This window comes from Micromonospora sp. DSM 45708 (assembly GCF_039566955.1).
In the GTDB taxonomy this organism is placed as follows: domain Bacteria; phylum Actinomycetota; class Actinomycetes; order Mycobacteriales; family Micromonosporaceae; genus Micromonospora.
Genome location: NZ_CP154796.1, coordinates 5221812 through 5242459 on the forward strand (window position 1 = coordinate 5221812; position 20648 = coordinate 5242459).

General features: G+C 73.3%; 21 protein-coding genes and 2 tRNA genes. 12 read left to right on the forward strand and 11 right to left on the reverse strand.

The features are described from left to right. Positions 1-50 precede the first annotated feature (50 nt). From VKK44_RS22280 to VKK44_RS22290, 3 genes are read left to right on the forward strand one after another with little or no spacing between them, the layout of a single operon-like run. On the forward strand, positions 51-1163 hold the full coding sequence (locus VKK44_RS22280; protein WP_343443168.1) for an MFS transporter: 1113 nt from the start codon (positions 51-53) through the stop codon (positions 1161-1163). A gap of 2 nt (positions 1164-1165) precedes the next feature. After that, positions 1166-1546, forward strand: a complete 381-nt coding sequence (locus tag VKK44_RS22285) for a carboxymuconolactone decarboxylase family protein (protein WP_107156245.1) — start codon at positions 1166-1168, stop codon at positions 1544-1546. Beyond that, positions 1543-2076, forward strand: coding sequence for a hypothetical protein (locus tag VKK44_RS22290; protein ID WP_343443169.1), 534 nt, complete (start codon positions 1543-1545; stop codon positions 2074-2076). Before VKK44_RS22285 ends, VKK44_RS22290 begins: the two co-directional genes overlap by 4 nt. Here VKK44_RS22290 and VKK44_RS22295 read toward each other — a convergent pair. Beyond that, positions 2019-2675 carry a flavodoxin family protein gene (locus VKK44_RS22295; RefSeq protein WP_343443170.1) on the reverse strand — a complete coding sequence of 219 codons (657 nt, stop codon included), beginning with the start codon at positions 2673-2675 and terminating at the stop codon, positions 2019-2021. The genes VKK44_RS22290 and VKK44_RS22295 overlap by 58 nt on opposite strands. Before the next feature lie 285 nt (positions 2676-2960). Here VKK44_RS22295 and VKK44_RS22300 point away from each other — a divergent pair, with 285 nt between their 5' ends. After that, entirely contained in the window at positions 2961-4082 is a 1122-nt protein-coding gene (locus VKK44_RS22300; RefSeq protein ID WP_343443171.1) for a polysaccharide deacetylase family protein, read from the forward strand. A 34-nt stretch (positions 4083-4116) separates the two neighbouring features. Further along, the gene (locus tag VKK44_RS22305; protein ID WP_343443172.1) at positions 4117-5691 is read left to right on the forward strand and encodes a cellulose binding domain-containing protein; all 1575 of its coding nucleotides are present in this window, start codon (positions 4117-4119) and stop codon (positions 5689-5691) included. A 174-nt stretch (positions 5692-5865) separates the two neighbouring features. Here the strand turns inward: VKK44_RS22305 and VKK44_RS22310 are convergent. Then, positions 5866-5941, reverse strand: a tRNA-Lys gene (locus VKK44_RS22310). 187 nt (positions 5942-6128) lie between these two features. Here VKK44_RS22310 and VKK44_RS22315 point away from each other — a divergent pair. Beyond that, entirely contained in the window at positions 6129-7406 is a 1278-nt protein-coding gene (locus VKK44_RS22315) for a L,D-transpeptidase (RefSeq protein ID WP_343443173.1), read from the forward strand. Positions 7407-7595: 189 nt separating this feature from the next. Then, a complete protein-coding gene (locus VKK44_RS22320) occupies positions 7596-8894 on the forward strand; it encodes a L,D-transpeptidase (RefSeq protein ID WP_343443174.1) in 1299 nt (432 codons plus the stop codon). A 51-nt stretch (positions 8895-8945) separates the two neighbouring features. Here the strand turns inward: VKK44_RS22320 and VKK44_RS22325 are convergent. Both VKK44_RS22325 and orn read right to left on the reverse strand, forming a co-directional pair. After that, positions 8946-9021, reverse strand: a tRNA-His gene (locus VKK44_RS22325). Between the two features lie 90 nt (positions 9022-9111). Then, positions 9112-9669, reverse strand: coding sequence for an oligoribonuclease (gene orn / locus VKK44_RS22330; RefSeq protein ID WP_343447857.1), 558 nt, complete (start codon positions 9667-9669; stop codon positions 9112-9114). Positions 9670-9775: 106 nt separating this feature from the next. Here orn and VKK44_RS22335 point away from each other — a divergent pair, with 106 nt between their 5' ends. Beyond that, positions 9776-11059: a glycosyltransferase family 87 protein gene (locus tag VKK44_RS22335; protein ID WP_343443175.1), complete on the forward strand. Its 1284-nt coding sequence runs from the start codon at positions 9776-9778 to the stop codon at positions 11057-11059. A gap of 111 nt (positions 11060-11170) precedes the next feature. Here VKK44_RS22335 and VKK44_RS22340 read toward each other — a convergent pair whose 3' ends face one another. From VKK44_RS22340 to VKK44_RS22350, 3 genes are all read right to left on the reverse strand, one after another. Then, positions 11171-12079 carry a hypothetical protein gene (locus tag VKK44_RS22340; protein WP_343447975.1) on the reverse strand — a complete coding sequence of 303 codons (909 nt, stop codon included), beginning with the start codon at positions 12077-12079 and terminating at the stop codon, positions 11171-11173. Positions 12080-12223: 144 nt separating this feature from the next. After that, entirely contained in the window at positions 12224-12955 is a 732-nt protein-coding gene (locus tag VKK44_RS22345; RefSeq protein WP_343443176.1) for a YcnI family copper-binding membrane protein, read from the reverse strand. Positions 12956-12971: 16 nt separating this feature from the next. Beyond that, a complete protein-coding gene (locus VKK44_RS22350; RefSeq protein WP_458351554.1) occupies positions 12972-14639 on the reverse strand; it encodes a copper resistance CopC/CopD family protein in 1668 nt (555 codons plus the stop codon). A gap of 201 nt (positions 14640-14840) precedes the next feature. Here VKK44_RS22350 and VKK44_RS22355 point away from each other — a divergent pair, with 201 nt between their 5' ends. Genes VKK44_RS22355 through VKK44_RS22370 form a run of 4 tightly spaced genes read left to right on the forward strand, consistent with a single transcriptional unit; the run spans position 14841 to position 17798 of the window. Next, complete coding sequence (locus VKK44_RS22355) at positions 14841-15428, forward strand: sigma-70 family RNA polymerase sigma factor (protein ID WP_343443178.1); 588 nt, start codon at positions 14841-14843, stop codon at positions 15426-15428. A gap of 30 nt (positions 15429-15458) precedes the next feature. Then, on the forward strand, positions 15459-15977 hold the full coding sequence (locus tag VKK44_RS22360) for a MauE/DoxX family redox-associated membrane protein (protein ID WP_343443179.1): 519 nt from the start codon (positions 15459-15461) through the stop codon (positions 15975-15977). Beyond that, on the forward strand, positions 15970-16686 hold the full coding sequence (locus VKK44_RS22365; RefSeq protein ID WP_343443180.1) for a DsbA family protein: 717 nt from the start codon (positions 15970-15972) through the stop codon (positions 16684-16686). The genes VKK44_RS22360 and VKK44_RS22365 overlap by 8 nt, the downstream gene beginning before the upstream one ends. Beyond that, positions 16683-17798, forward strand: a complete 1116-nt coding sequence (locus VKK44_RS22370) for a hypothetical protein (RefSeq protein WP_343443181.1) — start codon at positions 16683-16685, stop codon at positions 17796-17798. The genes VKK44_RS22365 and VKK44_RS22370 overlap by 4 nt, the downstream gene beginning before the upstream one ends. A 98-nt stretch (positions 17799-17896) precedes the next feature. Here VKK44_RS22370 and VKK44_RS22375 read toward each other — a convergent pair whose 3' ends face one another. The 4 genes from VKK44_RS22375 to VKK44_RS22390 are packed head-to-tail and all read right to left on the reverse strand — an operon-like array spanning position 17897 to position 20559. Further along, positions 17897-18661, reverse strand: coding sequence for an energy-coupling factor ABC transporter ATP-binding protein (locus VKK44_RS22375; RefSeq protein WP_343443182.1), 765 nt, complete (start codon positions 18659-18661; stop codon positions 17897-17899). Next, a complete protein-coding gene (gene cbiQ, locus VKK44_RS22380; protein WP_343443183.1) occupies positions 18658-19428 on the reverse strand; it encodes a cobalt ECF transporter T component CbiQ in 771 nt (256 codons plus the stop codon). The genes VKK44_RS22375 and cbiQ overlap by 4 nt, the downstream gene beginning before the upstream one ends. A gap of 16 nt (positions 19429-19444) precedes the next feature. After that, positions 19445-19840 carry a PDGLE domain-containing protein gene (locus tag VKK44_RS22385; protein ID WP_343443184.1) on the reverse strand — a complete coding sequence of 132 codons (396 nt, stop codon included), beginning with the start codon at positions 19838-19840 and terminating at the stop codon, positions 19445-19447. Beyond that, positions 19837-20559, reverse strand: coding sequence for an energy-coupling factor ABC transporter permease (locus VKK44_RS22390; protein ID WP_343443185.1), 723 nt, complete (start codon positions 20557-20559; stop codon positions 19837-19839). The genes VKK44_RS22385 and VKK44_RS22390 overlap by 4 nt, the downstream gene beginning before the upstream one ends. Positions 20560-20648 lie beyond the last annotated feature (89 nt).

Below are 20648 nucleotides of genomic sequence, written 5' to 3' on the forward strand. Positions count from 1 at the left end.
CGGGTCTTCCGCGCGAGGTCTACGTCCTCAGTGTCGTCGGCGGATGCGTCATGTTGGGCCTGGGGCTGGTGCTCCCGGTGCTCCCGGTGTACGCGGCGACGTTCGGGGCGGGACCGGCCCGGATCGGCGCGCTCGTCGCCCTGTTCGCGCTGATGCGGCTGGTCGCCAGCCCGTTCTGCGGCCGGTTGGGCGTGCGTTTCGGGGAGCGGCGGGTCCTCGTCGCCGGCCTGCTGCTCTGTGCGGTCTCCTCGGCGCTGACCGCGAACGCCTCGTCCTACGGGCAACTGCTCGTGTTCCGGGGCCTCGGCGGCGTCGGCTCGGTGCTGTTCTCGGTGTCCGCGCTGGCGATGCTCCTGGCGGTCGCGCCCGCCGACCGACGGGGACGGGCCAGCGCCGTGTTCGAGGCGGGCTTCCTGCTCGGCGGGATCTGCGGACCGGCGCTGGGCGGGCTCCTCGCGCTCGTCACCCTCGCCACGCCGTTCCTGGCGTACGCCGCGATGTTGCTGGCCGCCGCGGTGCTGACACCGGCGCTGCTGCGCACCGGCCGGACCGCCGGCGCGGAGCCCGGCCGGGCGGTGATCGGACTACCGGCGCTGCTGCGGGACCGACGCTACGTGGTGGCCTGCCTCGCCGCGCTGGCGCAGGGCTGGGTCCTGTTCGGACTGCGCAGCGCACTGGTCCCCACGCTGGTGGTGGTGGCGTGGCGACACGACGTGTCGTGGGTGGGGTGGGCGTTCACCCTGTCCGCCGCCGTCCAGGCGCTGCTGATCATGCCGGCCGGCCGGATGGTCGACCGGGCCGGCCGCCGGACCGCCATGATCGCCGGCACCGGTGTGGCGGCGGCCTCCGTCACCGCCCTGGCGTTCGTCGACCGGTACGCCTGGCTCGTCGCGCTGCTCTGCGTGTACGCCGCGGGATCGGCGCTGCTCAACGCCGCGCCGGCCGCGCTGGTCGGTGACGTCGTGGCCGGCCGGGCCGGCAGCGGCGTCGCCGGCTTCTCGATGTGCACCGACCTCGGCGCCGTGGCCGGACCGGTCGTCGTGGGGCTCGTCGCCGAGCGGGTGAACGTTCCGGCCGCCTTCGCCAGCGGCGCCGCGCTGCTGGCCGTCGCCTTCGTGGCGTCGTGCACGTTGACCACCGTTCGTCCGACCCGAAGGAGTTGACGATGGATCAGCCGGCTGACCGCCACGAGCGGGGTGAGGCCATGTTCCAGCAGGTCTTCGGACGTGAGCCGCGCCCGGGTTCCTACCCGGAGTTCCTGCGGATCACGGTCGACCACCTGTTCGGGGAGATCTGGACGCGCCCGCACCTGAGCGTCGAGGAGCGCGAACTGGTCGCGCTGACCGCGGTCGCGCTGGCCCGGACCGACTGGGAGCTGCGCGGGCACATCGGTGCCGCCCTGCACCTCGGGATGTCGCGGGAGAAGATCGTCGAAGTCATCATCCAGCTCGCCTACTACGGTGGCTGGCCGGTCGCCAACAACGGGCTGCGCGTGGCCCAGGAGGTCTTCGCCGAACTGGACGACGCCACCGGGAGGGCCGCGTGACCGGTCAGCCGTCCCCGCTCGACCCGGACGAGAAGGTCGACCTGTGGCGCCAGCGGTTCTTCGAGGCCCAGGCCGCCGCCGAGGAGTTCGTCCTGGGCGAGCACGGTGAGGCGGGCCTGACCGCGTGGATCCGGGCGAACTCCCGCATCACCGCGGCGCTGCTCCGGGCGCAGCGGCCCGCCGGGGTGTCCGCCACCGACCACTTCATGACCCGGCTGCAACGTCAGCTGCTGCTGTACGACTCGGCGGTGACCAGCGAGCGTCAGCCCTCGGGCACCGTCCTGCGCAACACCGACTGCGGGATCCTGCGTTACCGCAGAAAGGCCGCCCGCGCCGGCGTCGTGCTGACGCTCTCCTCACCGTGCACGTACTGCCAGCCCCTTCACGAGACCATCGCCGCCCGCTACGTGGAACCGGACGTCACGGTGTCGTGCGTGCGGGCCGGCGACGGGTGCACCTGGCGCGCGGAGTCTCACGTCCCGGGCGAGGAGACGGACGGGTCGCCGCACCGCGGACGAGCCGGCGACTGAACCACCGGCAGCAGCGTGCGCTCGTCGGCCGGCGACCGGCTGCCGGCGAGCGTCAGGCCGAGTTGCCGGCCCACCGCCACACACATGTCGTACGCCGCGGTGCGGGTCAGGTCCTGATGATCGTTGCGGGTGAAGCAGGCCGACGCCACGTTCCTGTTGCGCAGCCGCAGGTACCACGGGAACAACGCGCCCAGAGCCGGCTCGGTCAGCATGGTGCGCGAATGCACGATGGTCCCGACCGTCAGGTTGCCGAACGGTCGGTGCCGGGCGTTCATGAAGCTCTTCAGGCGCTCCTGGAAGATCTTCAGCACCGCGGGGACGTTCCCCGCGTACACCGGCATGGCGAGCAGCATCGCCTGCGCACCCTCGGCCAGCCGTACGACGTGCGCGAAGTCGTCGTCGATCGGGCACCGGCCCACCTCGGGATCGAGACAGGTGTCCTCGCCCTCGCACATGGCGATGCGATGGTCGATCAACCGGATCCGCTGGATCTCCGCGCCGTCGACCTCCCGGACGACGCCGGTGATCGCTGCCTCCAGCAACGCGTCGGTCACCGACGGCAGGCGCTTCTGGGTGCAGGACAACGCAACGATCTTCATGCGAGGGGCCTCCCTGTCCACCGGGCGTCACCGGCCGCCCGACAGGCCCGGGTGACCGCACCCGACTGCGGCATTGACGACCGTCGAAGCATAGCGGCATAATCTCCACCGGAGCCGGGCTGGCCTCAGGCCGAACCACACGGTGCGCCGAAACCGGCGGACCGTGGACATCCACCCGACGTCGCTGCCAGCGGGCCGCTGAGCCACGACGCGGACCGACTCCCGGGCAGAGCGATCCGCGACGGCGCCGAGCAGCACCTCGAACGCCAGCGGGAGAAACCACCGATGACACCCTTCCCGGCCGGACCGACGGCTGCCCCCACCCGATCCCCGCGTCGCCCCGCGCTGGTGGCAGCAGCCGCCGCCGCGCTGCTGACCGCCGTGACGTCCGGCCTGGCCGTCACCGCCGCGCCCTCGATGGCCGCCGCGTGCACCGGCTACGTGGCGCTGACCTTCGACGACGGGCCCACCCCGGGCAACACCACCACCCTGATCAACACCCTCAAGGCGGCCGGCGTACGGGCGACGTTCTTCAACGTCGGCCAGAACGCGCAGAGCAATCCGGCGCTGGTCCGGGCCCAGCGGGACGCCGGCATGTGGATCGGCAACCACAGTTGGACGCACCCGCACATGACGCAGCTCAGCCAGGCCCAGATGGCCTCGGAGATCTCCCAGACCCAGCAGGCGATCCAGCAGGCCACCGGCGAGGCCCCCAAGCTGTTCCGGCCGCCCTACCTGGAGTCCAACGCGACGCTGCGGGCGGTCGAGGCCCAGTTCGGGCTGACCGAGATCAACGCCGACGTGGACTCCCAGGACTGGAACAACGCCAGCACCGACCAGATCGTGCAGAACGCCGGCCGGCTCCAGGCCGGCGGGTCGATCCTGATGCACGACTGGCCGGCGAACACGATCGCGGCCATCCCCCGGATCGTCAGCAATCTCGCCAGTCGTGGCCTGTGCGCCGGCATGATCTCGCCGGCCACCGGCCGGGCGGTCGCCCCGGACGGCGCCACCCCACCGCCCACCACCCCACCGCCGACCACCCTGCCCCCCACCACGCCGCCCCCCACCACGCCGCCGCCGACCACCCCGCCGCCGTCGGACCCCTCGGGCACCTGCACCGCCACCTACCGCCTGGTCAGCAGTTGGACCGGCGGGTTCCAGGGCGAGGTGACCGTGAGCAGCACCGCGGCCATCAGCGGCTGGACGGTACGGATGACCCTGGCCGGCGGGCAGAGCATCAGCAACGTGTGGAACGGCGTGGCCACCGGCGCCAGCGGCTCGGTCAGCGTGCGCAACGCCGCCTACAACGGGTCCCTCAACGCCGGCGGGTCGACGAGCTTCGGCTTCCTCGCCAACGGCAGCAGCTCCCCGGCCCCGAGCGCGCTCACCTGCTCCGGCGCGTAGCGCGTCCGTCGTCCCGTCGCCCGGAGGAGCACCGATGCCCCCTACCCGTACCCGGCTCCGGTTGGCGGTGGCGGTGTCCACCACCGTCGCCGTCGCCGGGGTCGCCGCACTCACCACCACCGTCTCCGCGCAGGCCGCCGCCGGCTGCCGGGTCGCCTACACCGTCACCAGCCAGTGGCCGGGCGGCTTCGGCGCGAACGTCGACCTCACCAACCTCGGCGATCCGCTGACCAACTGGCGGCTGACCTGGTCGTTCACCGCCGGGCAGGTGGTCGGCCAGCTGTGGAACGGCACGGTGACCCAGTCCGGCGGCCGGGTCACCGTCACCAACGCCGGCTGGAACGGCAACCTCGGCACCGGCGTCGGCGCGCAGGTCGGCTTCAGCGGCTCGTGGAACAACTCGGCGAACCCGGCGCCGACCGACTTCGCGCTCAACGGCGTGCCGTGCACCGGAAGCCCGACCACCACCACGCCGGCACCGACCAGCCCGCCGCCGCCCACCAGCCCGCCGCCGCCCACCAGCCCGCCACAGACCAACTGGCCACCCACCACCACGCCTCCGCCGCCGCCCACCAGCCCGCCGCCGCCGTCGGCCGCGCAGACGAGCACGGTGGGGCGGGTCCGGGCGGTCGGGAGCAGCGTCCAGTACACCTGGCCCGGCACCTACTTCGAAGGGCGGTTCCGGGGCACCGGCGTCGGGATCGTGCTCAACGACAGCCAGAACGACTACGCCGTCCAGATCGACGGCACGATCGTCGCCACCCTGGTCACCCCCGGGCAGACCACCTACTGGGTCCGGAACCTCGCCGACGCCATCCACACCGTACGGCTCGTCAAACGCACCGAGAGCCCGTGGGCCGCCGGCGAGTTCGGTGGTCTCGTCGCCGCGCCCGGTGGCGTGATCCTGGCCAAGCCCGCCGCCCGCAGCCGGCAGATCGAGTTCATCGGTGACTCGTGGACCGCCGGCTACGGCAACATGTCGACGACCCGGGACTGCTCCGCCAACGGCGGGGTCACCCGCAACTCGAACGCCGACGTCACGTTCGGCGCCCTCACCGCACAGAGCCTGGACGCCGACTTCCAGCTCATCGCCTGGTCCGGCCTGGGCATGGTGCGCAACTACAACGGCGGGGGCACCGACAACTTCCGCACCTACTACGAGACCGACCTCCAGGCGCTCTGGAACAGCACCGTGTGGCAGAAGCCGGCCACCTGGCAACCACAACTGGTCGTGGTCGGCCTGGGCATCAACGACTTCTCCACCGCCCTGCACGCCGGTGAGCGGTGGAGCACCCCCGAACAGCTCGCCGCCGACTTCCGGACCGCGTACCTGGGCTTCCTCGACAAGCTGCGGACCCGGTACGGCCCCGACACGTTCATCGTGCTCACCTACCCGGACCTGTCCGGCACGCCGCTCGCCAGCTCCGTGCAGCAGGTCGTCCGGACCCGGACGGACGCGGGCGACACCCGGGTCCGCTCGCTCTACTACGACGACAACGCGCTCGGCCTGGACAAGTTGGGCTGCGACTGGCACCCGTCGCGACGCGACGACCAGCTCCTCGCCGGCGCGCTCACCCGGTTCATCGGCACCCTGCCGCTGACCTGGTAGCGCAGGACGACACGTCCGAGGGCGGGCCCGCTGCCGGGCCCGCCCTCGACGGGTTGCGCACCCCACTCGGATCCGGGGTCCTCGGATCACCGGGCCGCGGCTCGGCCGGCGGCACGGCACCACACGAAAAAGGCCCCACCCCGGCGTGAAGCGCCAGGTCAGGGCCTTGCTCGTTGGTGCGCCGCCAGGGACTCGAACCCCGAACCCGCGGATTAAGAGTCCGCTGCTCTGCCAGTTGAGCTAGCGGCGCTCGCTGACAACGGGAAGAACCTTAGCATGCCCGCCGAGCGGGGTTCCAATCCGATACGGGGGTCCACCCTTCGGTCGAGCTTAACCGGCAAAAGTGCTGAAACCAGACAGCCGGCGCCGATCGGGGGCGGGCGCGATGGCGTCGATGGGGCACGATGTCCGCCAGGCACGCTACGACAGGGGTGGGCATGGGCAGGTTCGCGCGGGCCGGGGCGATGGTGGGCGTCCTGGTCCTCACGGCGTCGCTGGCACTGACCGGGTGCGGTGGCGACGAGGAGAAGCCGGCCTTCGTGCCCGGCCAGCAGCAGGAGGTCGGGGGCGTCTCGTCCACCGCGCCGGATCCGGCGAGCGTCCCGCCGAGCGACGCGGCCCCCGCCGGGTCGCCGCTGACGGTGAGCCCGGCCGACGGCGCGACCGGCCGGCCGGCCAGCACCGAGATCAGCGCGCGGGTCCCGGGCGGCGGCACGGTGTCGAAGGTCGTCCTGACCACCGCCGACGGCGCGGCCGTCAGCGGGCGGATGCGGCGCGACGGCTCCAGTTGGGTGCCGTCCGCCCCGCTGAAGTACGCGACGAAGTACACCGCCACGATCACCGGGACCGACAAGGACGGCGCCACCCACCAGGGCACCAGCACGTTCACCACGATGGCCAAGCCGAAGTCCACGATCGGCTCCGGCCTCTACCTGTTCAGCGACAAGACGTACGGCGTGGCGATGCCGGTGGTCGCGGAGTTCTCGCCGGGCATCCCGAAGAAGGACCGGGCCGCGGTGCAGAAGCGGATGTTCGTGCAGACCGACCCGCCGCAGCCCGGCGCCTGGCACTGGGTCGCCAACGGCACCCAGGCCTACTACCGCGCCCCGGAGTACTGGAAGACCGGCACCACGATCACCGTCCGGCTGGCGCTGGCCGGCATCCCGCTGAGCAACGGCCGCTACGGCAACGTCGACCGGAGCGCCACCGCGAAGATCGGCCGCGCGTTCGAGATGACAGTGGACAACGCGACCAAGAAGATGACGGTCTCGGAGAACGGCGCGGTGATCCGCACGCTGCCGGTGAGTCTGGGCAAGAAGAGCACGCCGTCCTCCAGCGGCACGATGGTGGTGATGGAGAAGAAGGAGTCCACCGTCTTCGACACCCGCGACGAGCCGGACCCGAACAACCAGTACGTCACGAAGATCGACTTCGCGCAGCGGCTCACCTGGGGTGGCGAGTACATCCACTCCGCGCCCTGGTCGGAGGGGGTGCAGGGGCGCCGGAACGTGTCGCACGGCTGCGTCAACGTCTCGATGGCCGACGGTCGGTGGCTGTTCGGCAAGACGCTGGTCGGCGACCCGATCACGGTGAAGGGCACCGAGCGGCGGCTGGCGCCCGGCAACGGCTGGACGGCGTGGAGCCTGAGCTGGTCGGAGTTCGTCGCCGGCAGCGCCCTGCCGGTGCCGAAGGGCGGGCAGGACGCACCGTTCTGAGCGGCGTACCGTTGTCGGACGCGCCGCTTCCGGCGGCGCCGGGACTCGTCCCCCGCAACGAAGCGCCGGACGACGACAGAATCGTTACACCGTCACGGGGTGTTCCGGTTCACTCCCGGCAACGGGTACCCGGTCCGACGCGTCTGACCAGAGACGATGGGGATCGCGCAGCACACTTGTGAGGGAATCATGCGAGCTGGCCAGGACGAACTGATCCGGGGCGGGAGCGTCCGCCGCGGCGGACGCCGCGCATTCGCCGCCGCGGTGCTCGTCGCCACCATGGCGTTGACGGCCTGCACCGGCGGCGGCGACAAGCCGTCGAGCTGGCAGGGCGGCGGTGACAGCGGCGAGAAGGCCCCGAAGGCGGCGGCCACCATCAGCGAGCCGGCCGCCGACGCCAAGGACGTCCCGGCCACCACCGCCATCTCCTTCACCACCACGGAGGCGAAGGAGACCAGCGTCGAGCTGAAGGACGCCACCGGCAAGGCGGTCGAGGGCACGCTCGCCGCCGACGGCAGGAGCTGGGAGCCCGCCGCCGCGCTGGACTACGCCCAGACCTACACGGCGACCGTGACCGCCACCGGCGACGACGGGAAGGCGGCGACCGCCACCAGCACGTTCACGGTGATGGCCAAGCCGGCCAAGCAGGTCCGGGTGACCAGCTTCCTCGGTGACAACCAGGTCGTCGGCGTGGGCATGCCGCTGATCGTGAAGTTCGGCCGGGCCATCCCGGAGGACTACCGCGACGACATGCAGCGCCGGATGACGGTGACCGCGAAGCCGGCCCAGGAGGGCATCTGGCGCTGGATCAGCCCGACCGAGGTGCACTACCGGCCCAAGACGTTCTGGAAGGCCAACAGCACCGTCTCCTACCAGGTGCGGGCCAACGGGCTGCCGCTGGGCGACGGCTGGTACGGCCGTTCCGACCTGACCGTCGACGTGAAGATCGGCCCGTCGTTCGTGATGACGGTGGACAACCGCACCAAGCGGATGACCGTCACCAAGGACGGCAAGGTGGTCAAGACGATCCTGGTGAGTCTCGGCAAGAAGAGCACCCCCTCGTCCAGCGGCACCATGGTGGTCATCGAGAAGCTCCGGCACACCGTCTTCGACACCATGGAGGAGCTGGGCCCGGAGGAGGGCTACCGCACCGAGATCGACTACGCCCAGCGGCTCACCTGGGGCGGCGAGTTCATCCACGCGGCCCCCTGGTCCGAGGGCGTGCAGGGGCGTTCGAACGTCTCGCACGGCTGCGTCAACGTCTCGATGAAGGACGGCAACTGGCTGTTCGCCAACACCCGCCTGGGCGACCCGATCACGGTCAAGGGCACCGAGCGCAAGCTCCAGAACGGCAACGGCTGGACCGACTGGAACATGAGCTGGGACGAGTACGTCAAGGGCAGCGCCCTGCCGTACGAGCCGCCGGCCGAGCCGGGCGACGACACCAGCCCGGCCGCCGGGACGCCCAGCGCCGAGCCGACCGCCTGACCCCACAGCGCACACGAAGAAGCCCCCTCCCAAAGGAGGGGGCTTCTTCGTTGGGGTGACTGATGGGAATTGAACCCACGACAACCGGGACCACAACCCGGTGCTCTGCCAACTGAGCTACAGCCACCATGCTCGCCGCTCCGGTCACCCGGGCGGTGCGCGGACCAATAATAGCCACACCCGGGGCGGGCCCGTCCACCGGGTTCCGACCCGGGTGTCAGAGCTGGGCGGCGATCGCCTTCGCGGTTTCCACGTCCGGGCCGGGCAGCGGCACGAACAGGGTCCGCCGGTAGTACTCCAACTCCCGGATGCTCTCCCGGATGTCCGCCAGCGCCCGGTGCGCCAGCCCCTTCTGCGGCTGGCCGAAGTACACCCGCGGGTACCAGCGCCGGCACAGCTCCTTGATCGAGGAGACGTCGATCATGCGGTAGTGCAGGTGGGCGTCGAGCCGGGTCATGTCGCGGGCCAGGAAGCCCCGGTCGGTGGCGATCGAGTTGCCGCACAGCGGCGCGGTCCTCGGGTCCTTGACGTGGCTGGTGACGTAGTCGAGCACCAGGTCCTCGGCCTCGGCCAGGGTGACCGTGGACCGGCGCACCTCCTCGGTCAGGCCGGACTTGGCGTGCATGGTGCGCACGATCTCCGGCATGCCCGCGAGCGCCGCCTCGTCGGCGTGGATGACCACGTCCACGCCGTCCCCGAGCACGTTGAGGTCGGGGTCGGTGACGAGCGCGGCGACCTCGATCAGGGCGTCCCGACCGAGGTCGAGCCCGGTCATCTCACAATCGATCCAGACGAGAAGATCAGCCACCGGGACAGACTACGCGCCGCCGACCCGCCCGCGCCTCGGCACGGTCGGCCAGGTGGACCGCTAGGGTTTCCCCGTGCCAGCCGAACCCGTCGCCCCGCCCGCCGTCACCCCGGACGACGCGGGCGGGCGTACGGCTCGGCGGGTGGTCACGGTGCTGGCGCTGGCGGCCATGCTGCCGGCGCTCTACCTGCCCGGCTTCGTGCACGACTACTTCGACCTGAAGATCTACATGCGGGCGATGGACTGGTGGGCGGCCGGGCACCCGCTCTACGACTACGTCCAGCCGGACCGGGTGCAGGGCGCGCTCTACTTCACCTATCCCCCGTTCGCGGCGCTGCTGCTGCGCCCGTTCGCGCTGCTGCCGCTGGGGGTCACCATCGCCGCGTTCACGGTGCTGACCGTGGCCGGCGTGGTGGTCACCACCCGCTGGCTGGTGACGCCGGTGCTGCGGCGGCACGGTCTGCCGCGCGTGTTCGGCCTGACCGTCGCCGTGCTGCTGGTGCTGGCGGTGGAGAGCACCCGGGAGACGATCACCTTCGGGCAGATCAACATGCTGCTGGTGGTGCTGATCCTGGGCGACCTGCTGTTCGCCGTACCCCAGGGGCGGCGCTGGGCCGGGGTAGGCGTGGGGCTGGCGGCGGCGCTCAAGCTCTTCCCCGGCATCTTCGTGCTCTACCTGCTGGCCGCCCGACGGTGGCGGGCCGCGGCGGTGGCGGCGGCGACCGCGGCGGCGGCCACGCTGCTGGCGGCGGCGTTCGCGCCGGGCGACTCGTGGCGGTTCTGGACCCATGAGCTGTGGGCCACCGACCGGGTGGGTCGCACCGACTACACCGGCAACCAGTCCCTGTTCGGGCTGCTCAGCCGGATCACCGCGCCGGAGGAGCCGAGCCGGCTGCCGTGGCTGCTGCTCGCGCTGCTGGTGGCCGGCTACGGGCTGTGGCGGGCGGCGCGCGCGGCGCGGGCCGGGGACGCGCTGGCCGGCCTGACCCTGACCGGCCTGGTCGGCGGCCTGATCTCCCCGATCACCTGGACCCATCACCTGTACTGGTTCATCCCGGCGGTGGTGGTGCTGGTGGACGCCGCGCTGGACGCCGACCGGGCGACGGCGGCCGGGGCCCGCCGGCGGCGTGGCCTGCTCGCGCTGGCCGTGGGCACCGGCGTGGTGATCGTGTACGGGGTGGTGACGTTCCAGGACTGGGGCGCCGGTCCGGCGCGGACGGACGACCCGGTCGACTTCGTCACGCGCAACGCGTACGTGCTGCTCAGTCTGCTGCTGCTGGCCGTGCTGCCGGTCCGCCGGCGGTCGGCGACGGTCACGGAACGGACAGATCTCGCAAACGGTGGCGTTCGGCGCTAATATTGTCTCAACTACCGCTGTTTTCTCCCAGGTAGCACCGAATTCCCCGGTGACGGTGGCCCTCCGCGTCGGCAGCGCGGAGGGCCACCTGCCGTCGTACCGGGGGCGGGATCACTCGTCGTCCCGCCGGGAGACCGGCGGCCACGACCAGTCGCGGTCGGCCGGCAGGTCGGCCAGGCTGGCGGGGCGTCGACTCGGCGCGGAGGCGATCGCGGGGCGGCTCCGCCCACCGCTGGCCGAGCCGACGGCGACCAGTTGCCGGTCCGGCCCGGACGCCCGGTCCGGCTGTCGGCCCAGCCCGCTCAGCGAGCCGATCCCGAGCCGCCCGGCCAGCACCGGAACCTGGTCCGGCTCGACCACGAAGACCACCTCGCGGGGCCGGAGCGGGCGCAGCAGCAGCACCACGGCCAGGACCACCAGCAGCGTCCCGCCGGCCAGCGACGCCCACGCCGCGCCCGGGAACCACCCGGCCCGCAGTTCGCCCCGCATCCTCAGGTCGAGGCCGGCGGCGCCGTCGGCGCGCATCACCACCAGGCTCAACGACCGGTCGCCCAGCTCGGCCGGGCGCCATTCCAGCGAGCCGACGCCCTGGCGTACCCAGAAGGGCTGGCCGGCCGGGACGGCGGTGGCGTCGCCGGCGGTGGCCGGGTCGAGACCGACCGGCAGTGGCCCCCGGGTCACCGCGACGCGCCGCACGGTGCTGTGCGGGACGTCGGCCAGCCACCGGTCCACCTGGTCGGTCGGAGCGAGGCCGAGGAACGTCGGGCCACCGGCGTCCCGTGCGGCCAGCCGCAGCCGGACCTGCCCGGTGCGGGCCACCGGCAGGTCGGCCCGGAGCAGCGCGTCCACGTCGGTCACCACGACCGCCCGGGCGGGGGTGCGGACCGGTTCGAGGCGGGCGGTGAAGCCGCCGGCCGGATCGGCGTGCCGGGCGGTGAGCCAGAGCCCGACACCCACCAGCAGCGCCGGGATTCCCACGGCCAGCAGCAGCATGCCGGCGATCGTGCGTACGAACCGCATTCGCGTCGTCCCTCTCGGTAGCCAACTACCCGGCCGACCTTACCGACGACGCTCCACCGATCGCCGGATATCCACGGCACCCGGTCCACCGACGGTCACCGGCCCGGCGGACGTGATCCGCCGGGCCGGTGACGACGGCCGTGCTCAGGACTTCGCGGCGGGCTCCCGCCGGGTACGCGCGAACGCCAGCCCACCCAGGACCAGGCCGGCCAGGCCGGCGACCAGCCCGGCCACCCCGAACGCGGTGGCCGCCCCGGAGTCGGCGTCGTCGTCATCGTCGTCGTCCGCCGCGACGGCGGGCGCGCTCGCGCCGGGGGACGCGGACGCCCCACCGGCGGCCAGCGCGAGCACCGGGGCCGGGTTCTCCGGCTCCGCCGCGCCCGGCGCGGGCTCCTCGATCCAGCGGGAGACGTTGCCGTCGGAGTACGTCTGGAGCACCTTGAACACCATGGTGTCGACCTGCGGCAGCGGCCCCATCGACACCGGGAACTCCTGGAACTCACCGGGCTTCACGCCACCGTTCGGCGAGGCGGTGAACGTGAGCTTGGAAACCGCCTCGGTGAGCTGGCTGCCGTGCACCTCGACCGGCGGGTCGACCTTGCGCTTCTCCACCGCCACCGTCCAGCCCGGCACCGGCATGGTGGAGACGGAGCCGACCGGCGCGTTCTCCGGCAGGTTCACCTCGACCTTGACGGTCGACGCCGTGTCACTCTCGTTCGGCACCCGGAACGCGAACCGGCCGTAGCCGCCCTGCGTCCCCTCCTTCGGGTTGATCGTGACGTGCGCCGAGGCCGGCCCGGCCAGGCCGAGCACGGTCGCGGTGACGGCGGCGAGAGTCAGCGCGGCGGCGGTCGCGGAACGCCGGAGACGGATCATCAGATGGAACCTTCCGTTACTTGATCGGCACGGTGGCGGTCACCGTGGCCTGGTCGATGTCGGACGTGCGGACGGTGACCCGGAGCTGCCAGTCGCCCCGGGCCGGCAGGCTGACCTCGCCGGTGGCGTGGTTGTCGCTCAGCGGCAGCAGCGGCACCGTGATCGGCTCGATCCCGGCCGACGGCAACGCCGCGGTGACCTTCCACTCCTGCACGGCCTGCGGCCGGTTGTCCTTGGTGTAGGCGTAGAGGTGCAGCGAGTTGTTGCCGGTCTCGGCCGGGTCCAGCTCCACCTGGAGCGAGTAGATCGGGCTGCTCAGCGTGGCCGAGAAGTAGTCGGCCGAACCGCCGGCCACGCCGGCGCCCGCGGTCCGCGCCGGAGTGGTCTGCACCAGCGTGGCGGACAGGCCGAGCACCACCGCGGTGATCGCCAGCTCGGCCACCACGGCCCGCCGCATCGCGCCCGGCCGGCCGGCGGCGACACGCCGCCGCACCAGCGCCCGGGAGTACGCAGCCACGCCGATCACCAGCGCGAACAGCACGATCTTGGCGAGCAGCAGCCGGCCGTACGTGGTGTCGACGAGCGCCTTCGGGGTGGCCACCTCGATCAGGCCCTGCACGGTGCCGGCGAGCAGCAGCGCGGCCACCGCGAGCGCGGCCCAACGGGACCAGATCGGCAGGATCGCGCCCAGTTCGCGCTCGTCGGCACGGCGCAGCAGGAAGACCGCCAGCATCACCAGCCCGCCCAGCCACACCGCCATGCCGCCCAGGTGCACCGCGTCCACCACCACGGAGACCGCCGGCGCGGGCGAGGCGGCGGCGTGACCGGCGAGCGGCCAGGTGAACAGCGCCGCGCCGCCCAGGACCGCCAGGATGATCCCGTCGGTGCGGCCGACCGGCCCGGCGAACAGCGGACGGAGCAGGAACGCCGCCGCGGCGAGCAGGCCGAGCCGGACCAGGTGGGTGGTGCCGTAGGCGCTGCCCAGCACGTCGCCCAGGCCCGCGGAGGTGACGTCGAACAGGCCGCCGCCGTTGGTGTAGGGCACCTGGAGCCACAGCTCGGCCAGCGTGGCCACCACCAGCACGCCGAGCCCGGCCAGGGCCAGTCGCGCCGGCCCGCGCCGCGACAGCCGCCGTGGCCAGAGCGCGGCCAGCACCAGCGCCGGGCCGACCAGCAGCAGCAGGCCGACATAGCCGGCGTACTTCGCCACCTTGACCGCGTTCTCGGTCACCGGGTTCGCCCGGTTGTCGGAGCCGGTGTCGGTCGGCGGCTCGGACGGCGCGCCGACCGAGTAGGTGAACGCGCCGGAGACCGGGTGGCTGTCCGCCGAGATGACCCGGTAACTCACCAGGTAGGTGCCGCGCCCGCCGGACGGGTCCACCGGGATGCTGACCTCGGCGCCCCGGAACGTCGGCTCACCCCGGTCGGCCCGCGAACCGTCGGGGGCGATCACCCGCACCTTGTCGGGGACCTTGCGGACGCCCTCACTGAACGTGATCACCACCTGGGCGGGCGCCTCGGGCACCACCGCGGAGGCAGCGGGGCTGCTGCTCACCAGCACCGCGTGGGCGCTGGCCGGGGTGGCCGGGGCGAGGAACAGGGCGATCAGGAGGAGTAGCAGCCCGGCGACGGCCCCGGAGCGGGCGGCGACAACCCCGGGCGGGCGGCGTACGGCAGCAGTCATGACCGCCATGGTTCCCGAACCGTGCGGCATCCGGCGAGCCCACCTCCGGCGCGTACGCCGAAGCGCCCGCTCCGCGCGCTGGTCGGGGGTCATGCGGGGGTAGTCGGCGGGCGGCTGGGAAAAGTTCCCGGCGTGTGCCGGACCACGGATTGGGCCGAAGGACCCTGTCCCGCACAGGTACGCCGCGTAACCTCGTCTGACGTGATCCCCGCCCCGCGCGACACCGCCGCCGACCGCCACCCGGCGGGGCCCGGGGCTGCGCGGGAGACGGTCACCGACTGGGCGCTGGCGGCCCGGGACGGCGACCCGGACGCGCGGGCCGCGTTCGTCCGGGCCACCCAGGCCGAGGTCTGGCGCTTCGCCGCCGCCCTGGTCGACCCGGACAGCGCGGACGACCTGACCCAGGAGACCTACCTGCGGGCGCTGCGGGCACTGCCCGGCTTCGAGGGCCGGTCCACCGCCCGGACCTGGCTGCTCGGCATCGCCCGGCGGGCCTGCGCCGACCACCTGCGTGCCGTGGTGCGCCGCCGCCGGCTCGACGAGCGGCTCGCCGCCCAGGCGGCCACCGACCGGCCGTACCCGGACCCGGCCGGCCAGCTCGGCGCCACCGACCTGGTCCGCCGGCTGCCCGCCGAGCGACGCGCCGCGTTCGTGCTCACCCAACTGCTCGGCCTCTCCTACGCCGAGGCCGCCGACGTGGAGGGGGTGCCGGTGGGCACCATCCGCTCCCGGGTCGCCCGGGCCCGCGACGAGCTGGTCCACGCCGTCGGCGACACGCGGGCCGGATAGCGGGAACCATTCGTGACCGCCGGACGACGAATGACTGTGCACCCCGCCACCCCCGCCGCGCGCTGGCCGGCGCTGCGCCCCTGGCTGGGCGTCGCGGCCCGCCTCGGCCTGGCCACCGTCTGGCTGGTCGCCGGCGGCGCCAAGGTCGGTGACCTGGCCGCCTCCGGCCGGGCCGTGAACGCCTACCAGGTGATGCCGTACGACGTGGCCACCGTGATCGGCGCGGCGCTGCCGTTCGTGGAGCTGGCCCTGGGCCTGCTGCTGCTCGCCGGGCTGGCCACCCGGGTGGCCGCCGGCGTCTCCGCGGCGCTGCTGGTGGTCTTCGTCACCGGCATCGCCTCGGCCTGGGCCCGCGGCCTGGCCATCGACTGCGGGTGCTTCGGCAGCGGCGGCCAGCTCGGCGCCGGTGAGACGCCGAGCTACCTCCCGGAGATCCTCCGGGACCTCGGGTTCCTGGCACTGGCCGGGTTCCTGCTGATCTGGCCCCGCACTCCGTTCTCGGTGGACGGGTGGCTCGCGGGCGACACCGTGGAGGACGACGATGAGTAGTCGCAAGGGACGCCGGGACGCGGCCCGGGTGGTACGCGAGCAGATCGCCCGGGAGAAACGACGCAAGCGGACGCTCTGGACCACGATCGCCGCGGTGCTGGTGCTGGTGATCGCCGGCGGCATCGGCTGGGCCGTCTACTCCTCGCAGAAGTCCGACAACTTCACCGCTCCGCCCGGCGCGAACGACGCCGGAACCGGCATCGTCTCCGGTTCCGGCCCGGTCACCATCGACCTCTACGAGGACTACCTCTGCCCGGTCTGCAAGCAGTTCCAGCAGGTCAACGGCGAAACCGTCAACCAGCTCGTCAGCGAGGGCAAGGCCAAGGTGGTCTTCCACCCGGTCGCGTTCCTGAACCGCTTCTCCACCACCGAGTACTCCACCCGTTCCTCGGCCGCCTCCGGCTGCGCCGCGAAGGGCGGCAAGTTCCGCGAGTTCACCGACCAGCTCTTCGCCCGGCAGCCGGCCGAGGGCAGCGCCGGGCTCAGCAACGACGAGCTGATCGACATCGGCGTCGGCGTCGGGCTGAACCGGGACGACTTCGGCTCCTGCGTGAACGACGGCACGTACACGGCGTGGACCGGGCACGTCACCGACGAGGCCAGCCGGTCCGGCGTGACCGGCACCCCCACCATCAAGGTCAACGGCACCGAGCTGACGGACAAGAGCCCGGCGGGGATCAAGGCGGCCGTGGCGGCGGCCGGCAAGTGATCCCCGCGCCGCTGCGCCGGGCCGGGCTGCTGGTCGCCGCCGCGACCACCGCCCTGCTGGCTTTCGCCTCGCCGGCCGCCGCGCACGGCGCGGACGCGCCGGACGGCACCGACTACCGGGCCACCGTCACCGGCGTCGGCCCGGACCGGACCGGGCTGACCGCCCGGATGGTGGAGGCGGGCGCGCGGCTGGAGCTGACCAACCGCACCGGCGCCGACGTCACCGTGCTCGGCTACTCCGGGGAGCCGTACCTGCGGATCGGCCCGACCGGCGTGTTCGAGAACAGCCGCTCGCCGGCCACCTGGCTGAACCGCACCATCGCCGGGGAGACCCGGCTCCCGGCCGAGGCCGACCCGGCCGCCGCGCCGGCCTGGCGGCGGATCGCCGACGGACCGTCCCACCGCTGGCACGACCAGCGCACGCTCTGGCGCTCCGACGGCCCGCCCGCCGCCGTCGCCGCCGATCCGGAGCGCCCGCAGCGGGTCCGCGACTGGGTGGTGCCGCTGCGCGCCGGCGACACCCCGATCGAGGTACGCGGCACGCTGGACTGGGTGCCGCCGCCCGACCCGTACCCGTGGTGGGTCGCCGCGACCCTCGGCTTCCTGACGATCGGCGCGGCCGGGCTGGTGCCCGCCGGCACGGCTGCCGGCGTCCGCGCGCTGCGCGCGGTCGGCGGGCTGCTCGCCGTGGGTGGCGCGGCCACCGTGGCGCTCACCGTCGGCCGGGCGCTCGACACCGGCGCGCCCGGGATCGGCGGCCTGGTCGCCGAGCTGGTCACCGGTCAGGTGTGGACGCTGCTCACCGGCCTCGGCGCGCTGGCTGCCGGCGGGTACGCGCTGGCCCGCCGGCCGGCCGCCGACTTCACGCTGGCGCTCGCCGGCGCCTGCCTCACGCTGTTCGCCGGTGTGTCCAATCTCGCCGTGCTGTCCCGCTCGGTCCCCCCGGCAGCCGGCCCGCCCACGCTCATCCGGATCGTGGTCACCCTGGCGCTGGCCACCGGCGCCGGCGCGGTCGCCGCCGGCCTGCTCCGCCTGCGCACCGCCGCCCGCGCCGCCCCCCGTCACCCCCACACCCCCGACCCGCTCACCCCACGCCCCACCCCGACCCGCTGACCCCCCCGCGCGATCTTGCAGTTTCGGCCCCCGAGGTGCGGCTTCTGTCCTGGTTCGCGGGGGCGGAAAGTGCAAGATCGCCGGGGTGGGCGGGGGGGTCAGGAAGGGTGGGGGGCGGCGAAGCCGTAGGGGAGTTCGAGGCGGTGCCGGGCGAGCAGGGGGGCGTCGGCCAGGAGGTCCGGGGTGGGGGCGTCGGCGACGATCCGGCCGCCGTCCAGGATCACCGCGCGGGGGCACAGCTCGGCCGCGTACGGCAGGTCGTGCGTGACCATCAGCAGCGTCACCGGCAGGGCGCGCAGGATCTCCGCCAGCTCCCGGCGGGCCGCCGGATCGAGGTTCGACGACGGCTCGTCCAGCACCAGGATCTCCGGGCGCATCGCCAGCACGGTGGCCACCGCCACCCGCCGCCGCTGCCCGAACGACAGGTGGTGCGGCGCCCGGTCCCGGTGCTCGCCCATCCCCACCGCGGCGAGCGCCTCGTCGACCCGTTCCGCCAGCTCGGCGCCGCGCAGCCCCAGGTTGGCCGGGCCGAACGCGACGTCCTCCGCCACCGTCGGCAGGAAGAGCTGGTCGTCCGGGTCCTGGAAGACGATGCCGACCCGGCGACGCACCTCGGCGAGCGTGTCCCGGTCGCGGGTGACGGCCAGGCCGCCCACCTCGACCGTGCCCCCGGTCGGCGTGAGGATGCCGTTGAGGTGCAGCACCAACGTGGTCTTGCCGGCGCCGTTCGGCCCGAGCAGCGCCACCCGGTCGCCGCGCGGCACGGTCAGGTCCACCCCGTGCAGGGCGACGTGACCGTCCGGGTACGCGTACCGGACACCACGGATGTCCAGGGAGGGCGGCTGCTGCACGTACCCGATCATTGCAGGACGAGTGCGGCGGCGGCGATGGAGGCCGCGATCACCGGCACCGTCGCGGCGACCGCCCACTGCCCGGCGGTGGCCGCGCCGGCCCCCTGCCACACCGCCGGCATCCGGCCGGTGTAGCCGCGCGAGACCATCGCCAGGTAGACCCGCTCGCCGCGCTCGAACGCCCGCAGGAAGAGCGCGCCGACCCCGGCCGCGAAGCCGCGTAGCTGCCAGAGGAAACGCGGGTCGTCGCCCCGGGACACCCGGGCCAGCCGCATCCGCCGGGCCTCCCCGACCAGCACCTCCAGGTAGCGCAGCATGAACGTGGCGATCTGGGTGAGGATCTGCGGGCAGCGCAGCCGGTCCAGCCCGAGGATCAGGTCCCGGGTCGTCGTGGTCGCGGCCAGCAGGAGCGACGCGAGAACGCCCAGCGTGCCCTTGGCCAGGATGTTGAACGCGCCGTGCAGCCCGTCGACGGAGAGGCTCAGCCCGGCCACCCCGACCCGCTCGCCGGCGCCCAGGAACGGCAGCGCGAACGCGAACAGCACGAACGGCAGCTCGATCAGCGCCCGGCCGAGCAGCCAGCGCGGGCCGACCCGGGCCAGGGCCGCCACGGCGGCGACCAGCAGCGCGTACCCCCCGAACGCCCAGTACGCCTCCCGTGGCGTGGCCACCACCGCCACGGTGAACAGCACCATGGCGGTGATCTTCACCTCAGGTGGGAGGCGGTGCACCGGCGAGCCGGACTCGCGGTAGAGCACGTGCCCGTGCCCGGCGCCCATTCGTCGCTCCCCCGGCTCAGCGGGTGCCGGCGGGCTGGGTCGTGGTCCCGCTGTCGCCGGTCGCCGGGCCGGTCGCCGGGCCACGGCGGCGGGCCAGCCAGAACAAGCCACCGCCGAGCGCGAACGTAAGCAGCACGCCGAACACTCCGGACAGGCCGGTGGAGAGGAAGTCGTTGCCGATCCCCCGGACGCCGTAGTCGGCCAGCGGGCTGTCCGCCAACTCGTGGTCCTTCGCCTGCTGGGCCGGGCAGCTACCGCCGGTGATCTCGTCGTCGGCGTTCACCGTGCAGCCCTTGAGCAGCGACGAGTCCAAGCCGTCCGGGTGCGACGACGCGTAGTTGCTGACCACGCCGGCCAGCAGCAGGGCGACCAGCAGGCCACCGAGGAGGAACGGCCAGGAACGCTTGCTCATCGGGCACCTCCGGCGACCGGGACGGCGGGAACCGGGACGGCCGGCTTCTTCAGGGCGCGCAGCGCGTACACCAGATCGGGGCGGACCCGGGCGACGGTGACCACTGTGGTGGCGGTGATCAGGCCCTCGCCGATGCCGATCAGCAGGTGGGCGACGGCCATGGTGCCGGCCAGCCCGCCGAGGTTGCCACCGAGGTCGGTGGTGCCGCCCAGCCAGTACTGGAGCACGAAGCCCTGCGACGCGACCACGACGCTGACCAGCGCGGAGACGAACGCGGTGACGGCCAGCCCGGCCGGGGTGCGCGGCAGCACCCGCAGCAGCAACGCGATCAGCAGGTACGCGGCGGCGGTGCCGAGGATCGCCATGTTGGTGATGTTGAGGCCGAGCATGGCCACCCCGCCGTCGCCGAACACCAGGGCCTGCACGACCAGCACCACGGCGACGCAGAGCGCGCCCACCCAGGGGCCGACCAGCAGCGCCGCGAGCGCGCCACCGAGCAGGTGACCGCTCACGCCGGCGGTGAAGATCGGGAAGTTGAGCATCTGCACGGCGAAGATGAACGCCGCCACCAGGCCGGCCATCGGCGCCAGCCGGTCGTCGAGGTCGGCCCGGCCGCGCAGCACGCAGAACGTGAGCGCGGCGAGCGCGAAGGCCGCGAAGATCGCGGCGACGGGACCGTCGATGATCCCGTTGGAGATGTGCATCGCCAGGGTTTCCACGGGCCGAGCCTATTTCCCGGACGGCGTTGTTGCCAATCCCTTGCAACAAGCCATGGTGATGATCACCGTCCGGCCGCGCGTCGCCGTCC

Coding starts and splice junctions, on each gene's coding strand:
- cbiQ (WP_343443183.1), bottom strand. CDS start 19,428: ATGGGCGCCGGGCACGGGCACGTGCTCTACCGCGAGTCCGGCTCGCCG.
- VKK44_RS22360 (WP_343443179.1), top strand. CDS start 15,459: ATGACTGTGCACCCCGCCACCCCCGCCGCGCGCTGGCCGGCGCTGCGC.
- VKK44_RS22345 (WP_343443176.1), bottom strand. CDS start 12,955: ATGATCCGTCTCCGGCGTTCCGCGACCGCCGCCGCGCTGACTCTCGCC.
- VKK44_RS22350 (WP_458351554.1), bottom strand. CDS start 14,639: ATGACTGCTGCCGTACGCCGCCCGCCCGGGGTTGTCGCCGCCCGCTCC.
- VKK44_RS22315 (WP_343443173.1), top strand. CDS start 6,129: ATGGGCAGGTTCGCGCGGGCCGGGGCGATGGTGGGCGTCCTGGTCCTC.
- VKK44_RS22375 (WP_343443182.1), bottom strand. CDS start 18,661: ATGATCGGGTACGTGCAGCAGCCGCCCTCCCTGGACATCCGTGGTGTC.
- orn (WP_343447857.1), bottom strand. CDS start 9,669: ATGACCGGGCTCGACCTCGGTCGGGACGCCCTGATCGAGGTCGCCGCG.
- VKK44_RS22295 (WP_343443170.1), bottom strand. CDS start 2,675: ATGAAGATCGTTGCGTTGTCCTGCACCCAGAAGCGCCTGCCGTCGGTG.
- VKK44_RS22280 (WP_343443168.1), top strand. CDS start 51: ATGTTGGGCCTGGGGCTGGTGCTCCCGGTGCTCCCGGTGTACGCGGCG.
- VKK44_RS22340 (WP_343447975.1), bottom strand. CDS start 12,079: ATGCGGTTCGTACGCACGATCGCCGGCATGCTGCTGCTGGCCGTGGGA.
- VKK44_RS22385 (WP_343443184.1), bottom strand. CDS start 19,840: ATGAGCAAGCGTTCCTGGCCGTTCCTCCTCGGTGGCCTGCTGGTCGCC.
- VKK44_RS22320 (WP_343443174.1), top strand. CDS start 7,596: ATGCGAGCTGGCCAGGACGAACTGATCCGGGGCGGGAGCGTCCGCCGC.
- VKK44_RS22300 (WP_343443171.1), top strand. CDS start 2,961: ATGACACCCTTCCCGGCCGGACCGACGGCTGCCCCCACCCGATCCCCG.
- VKK44_RS22365 (WP_343443180.1), top strand. CDS start 15,970: ATGAGTAGTCGCAAGGGACGCCGGGACGCGGCCCGGGTGGTACGCGAG.
- VKK44_RS22305 (WP_343443172.1), top strand. CDS start 4,117: ATGCCCCCTACCCGTACCCGGCTCCGGTTGGCGGTGGCGGTGTCCACC.
- VKK44_RS22285 (WP_107156245.1), top strand. CDS start 1,166: ATGGATCAGCCGGCTGACCGCCACGAGCGGGGTGAGGCCATGTTCCAG.